Annotated in this window: 6 protein-coding genes; all 6 read left to right on the forward strand. The window is 30.7% G+C overall.

The features are described from left to right. Nucleotides 1-735: TIGR02757 family protein (locus tag AC30RD_RS03790; protein ID WP_489492915.1), on the forward strand; the 735-nt coding region annotated here is incomplete at its 5' end. A 45-nt stretch (nucleotides 736-780) separates the two neighbouring features. Then, nucleotides 781-1,461: a F0F1 ATP synthase subunit A gene (locus tag AC30RD_RS03795; protein WP_489492916.1), complete on the forward strand. Its 681-nt coding sequence runs from the start codon at nucleotides 781-783 to the stop codon at nucleotides 1,459-1,461. 8 nt (nucleotides 1,462-1,469) lie between these two features. Continuing rightward, complete coding sequence (locus AC30RD_RS03800; RefSeq protein ID WP_489492918.1) at nucleotides 1,470-1,733, forward strand: hypothetical protein; 264 nt, start codon at nucleotides 1,470-1,472, stop codon at nucleotides 1,731-1,733. Further along, the gene (locus AC30RD_RS03805) at nucleotides 1,726-2,292 is read left to right on the forward strand and encodes a thiamine phosphate synthase (protein WP_489492920.1); all 567 of its coding nucleotides are present in this window, start codon (nucleotides 1,726-1,728) and stop codon (nucleotides 2,290-2,292) included. The genes AC30RD_RS03800 and AC30RD_RS03805 overlap by 8 nt, the downstream gene beginning before the upstream one ends. A gap of 73 nt (nucleotides 2,293-2,365) precedes the next feature. Beyond that, a complete protein-coding gene (gatB, locus tag AC30RD_RS03810) occupies nucleotides 2,366-3,796 on the forward strand; it encodes an Asp-tRNA(Asn)/Glu-tRNA(Gln) amidotransferase subunit GatB (RefSeq protein WP_489492921.1) in 1,431 nt (476 codons plus the stop codon). Further along, the coding region (locus AC30RD_RS03815) for an ion transporter (RefSeq protein ID WP_489492922.1) at nucleotides 3,793-4,291 on the forward strand (499 nt) is incomplete at its 3' end. The genes gatB and AC30RD_RS03815, both read left to right, overlap by 4 nt.

The raw sequence follows: 4,291 nt of genomic DNA on the forward strand, positions 1-4,291 counted from the left end.
GATAAAGAAGTAGAAAAAAGAGACAATTTTTTTGAAGTAAGTTTACAAAATCCAGATCCTATTTTGATCGCAAGAAGATATAAAGATGAAAGAATTTCTCTTATTTGTTCTCTTTTTGCATATGGTAAAGCCTCTTTAATTGTAAAATTTTTAGAAAATTTAGATTTTTCATTGTTGGAAGCAAATGAAGATAAAATTTTTAAAGATTTAAAAAATAAATATTATCGTTTTCAAAATCATAAAGATATCGCAAATCTATTTATTTCGTTAAAAAGATTGCAAGATATAGATAGTTTGGAAAATATCTTTTATGAAGGATACAAAAAAGAAAAAAACGTGATTGACGGATTAAGAGAACTCATTTTAAATATAAAAAAAGTAAATCCATACGAATCAAAAGGATATAATTTCCTAATAGGAAAACCTCCGCCAAAAGAAAAATATTCTCAAACTTCTCCTTTTAAAAGATACAATATGTTTTTTAGATGGATGGTAAGAGAGGATAATATCGATTTTGGTTTATGGAAAAAGGTTGAAAAAAAAGATCTTATAATTCCCCTTGATACGCATACTTTTAATGTTTCAAAAAAGCTTGGATTATTGCAAAGAAAAACTTACGATTTAAAAGCCGCTATCGAGTTGACAAACAATTTAAAAAAATTTGACAAAAACGATCCGGTTAAATACGATTTTGCGATTTATAGGCTTGGGCAAGAAAATTTAATATGCTATTAATTTTAAAATCGGTAAAATATGCAAAATTTTAAAGCAGGAGAAAAGATGGAAGGAATTTTTACTTTCTTAGGCACCATTTCTCACGATCATACCTTTATTTTTGTAGCTCATACGATTTTAGCCGCGCTAATTGTTCTTTTTTTGGCTAAAGCTGCAACAAAATCTTTAAGAATCGTTCCTCAAGGGATCCAAAATATAATGGAAGCCTATCTTGAAGGCGTTATTTCAATGGGAAGAGACGTTATAGGTGAAAGCAACGCAAAAAAATATCTGCCCCTTGTAGCTACGTTGGGTCTTTTTATATTTGTTGCCAACATTATAGGAATTATACCTGGTTTTGAATCTCCTTCGGGCAATATCAATTTTACTTTAGCGTTGGCTTTGATAGTTTTTATCTATTATAATTACGAAGGAATTAGAAAAAACGGAGTTATTCACTATTTTGCGCATTTTGCTGGCCCCGTTAAGCTTTTAGCTCCTTTAATGTTTCCTATCGAGATAGTATCTCATATCTCAAGAATAATATCTTTATCTTTTAGGCTTTTTGGTAACATAAAAGGTGATGACCTATTTTTATGGGTTCTTTTAATGCTTGCCCCTTGGATAGTTCCTTTGCCGGCTTTTGCTCTTTTACTATTTTCGGCATTTTTACAAACCTTTATTTTTATGATTTTGACATATGTATATTTGGCCGGAGCGGTTCTTTTACATGAGGAATCTCTTTAAGGAATAGCTTGAAAAAAACATTTTTAGAAAATGTCATAAGCTTTATGCTGGGCATTTTTTGGGCGCTTTTACTTTTGAGCGCCTTCTTTTTCTTTCGCTCCTTTATCTCTCTTGGTATATTGCCGGCACTAACAGCAGTCATTTTTTCTACCGTTTTTTGGCTCTTTTTTATTATAATTTTAGAGATGGCTAATCTTCAAATCGAAAAAATTAAAGAGTTAAAAAAACAGACAGAAATTTTAGAATCGATAGAAAAAAGGCTCTATGAGTAATAATTTTATCAACTATCTAATAACCGATCCAAAATATTATAGCTTTAATCCTATAAAATTAAAGAAGAAACTGATTTTTGTCAAAAACAGAAAAAAAGTGGATTTTGTATGTTTTAGGGATAAAACTTCTCCCAATTTTAAAGAGCTGGCCATAAATTTTTTGAAAATTTCAAAAAAATTAAAATTTAGAAAAATTTTTATAAATTCCGATATCAATCTTGCCTATAGATATAAGTTTGACGGGGTTCATCTAAGAAGCGACCAACTTGATCTAATAAAAAGTGCCAAAAGAAAAAAATTGATAGTAATTGCAAGCACACACAACCTTTTTGAAATAAAAAAAGCTATAAAAAACAGGGCCGATTTTATAACATATAGCCCCATTTTTTTTACTCCCCACAAAGGAGAGCCAAAGGGACTCAATATTTTGAGAAAAATGATATCAAAAAATAACATTAAAATAATAGCTCTAGGGGGAATTGTTAATAGATATCAAATTCATAAGATAAAATTGAAAAAATCTTTTGGATTTGCTTCTATTAGATATTTTGTGAAATAACCTATTTTAACTACTTTTTATCAATAATTTTGTAAAATCATAAAAAATTAAAAGAGTTTAAAAAAGGAATTTTATGGAATTTGAAGTAGTTATAGGTTTGGAAGTTCACGTGCAACTAAATACGAAAACAAAGATGTTTTGTTCATGCCCCACAAGTTTTGCCGATATTCAAAATAAAAACACTTGTCCTACCTGTTTAGCACTTCCGGGAGCTTTGCCTGTAATCAATGAAGAAGCCGTAAAAAAGGCTATGATGTTTGGATGGGCTATCAATGCTACCATAAATAAAAAATCTATATTTAATAGAAAGAACTATTTTTATCCCGACCTTCCAAAAGGCTACCAAATAAGTCAATTTGAGATACCGATAGTTGAAAATGGATATCTTTTTATTGATAAAGAAGATGGGACAAAAAGAAAAATAGGCATAACAAGAGCCCATTTGGAAGAGGATGCCGGAAAAAATATACATGAAGGCGAGATTAGTAAAGTGGATTTAAACAGAGCAGGAACTCCGCTTCTTGAAATTGTAAGCGACCCTGATATTAGAAGTAGTGATGAGGCGGTGGCTTATTTGAAAAAACTTCACGCAATCGTTAGATATCTTGATATTAGTGATGCGAATATGCAAGAGGGCTCTTTTAGATGTGACGCAAACGTCTCTATAAGACCAAAAGGGGATGAAAAATTATATACAAGAGTTGAGATAAAAAATCTAAACTCATTTAGATTTATACAAAAAGCAATCGATTATGAAGTGCAAAGACATATAGAAGCGTGGGAAGATGGGGTATATGAGCAAGAAGTTGTTCAAGAAACAAGACTTTTTGATACCCAAAAGGGTATTACTAAAAGTATGAGAGGCAAAGAAGAGAGTGCCGATTATAGATATTTTCCAGATCCAGATCTCTTACCTCTTGTTATTCCTCAAACTTTTTTTGAAGAGACAAAAAATATCCCAGAACTCCCTGACGAAAAAGAGGAGAGATTTATAAAAGAATATGGTATAAGGGCGTATGACGCGGCGTTGATAGCCAATTCTAAAGAGACGGCTGAGTATTTTGAAAAGATGATGGAAGAAAATATTAGCGCAAAAAATGCCGTAAATTGGCTAACTGTTGAGTTATCCGCAAGATTAAACAAAGAGGGGTTAAATATAGAAAACTCTCCTGTAGATGCAAAAAAACTGGCTAAGTTAGTAAAAAGAATCGAAGATAAAACTATTAGCAATAAGGCTGCAAAGGATGTGCTTGATCTTTTGATGAAAGAAAATTTAGATGTTGACGAAGCCATAGATAGGCTTGGATTGAAACAGATTAGCGATGAGAGTGCAATAGCTGCGATAATTGATGAGATACTTTCACAAAATGAAGATAAAGTTGCCCAATATAAAAGCGGAAAAGAGAAACTTTTTGGCTTTTTTGTTGGACAGGTTATGAAAGCCAGTAAAGGCAAAGCCGATCCAAAAGTGGTAAACAAAATTTTAAAAGAAAGACTTCAGTGAAACTCTCCCAAATTTTAATTGATATAGCCTTCCTTCTGGAAGGCTCTGAAAAATATAAAAGAGTAAAACTTTTTTTTAAAAATCTACTTGAAAACGATGAATATAGATTAAAAAGATATTTTGATTATTTTATGATTTTTTTAATTTTATCAAGCGTAGTTATAATAATCGAAGAGGTAAAAAACCCCATTAGCAAATGGCTTTATTATTATGACGTATATTTTGTAACGGGAGTTTTTATAATAGAATATCTTTTGAGAATGTGGGTATATAACGATATTAGAAAAATTATAATAGAAGAGTTTGAAAACTCGGTTTTTTTGGAAAAAGAGTTTGATACTAAAGCCGTTTTGAAAGAGATTTTTAAAAAGAAGTTAGAATACATAACATCTCCTCTTGCCATAATAGATCTATTGGCAATTCTCCCAAGCTATAGAGAGCTTAGAATATTAAGAATTTTTGTTTTGTTTAGGGTTTTTAAGTTATTGAGATATT

Source organism: Nitrosophilus sp., from assembly GCF_982775275.1.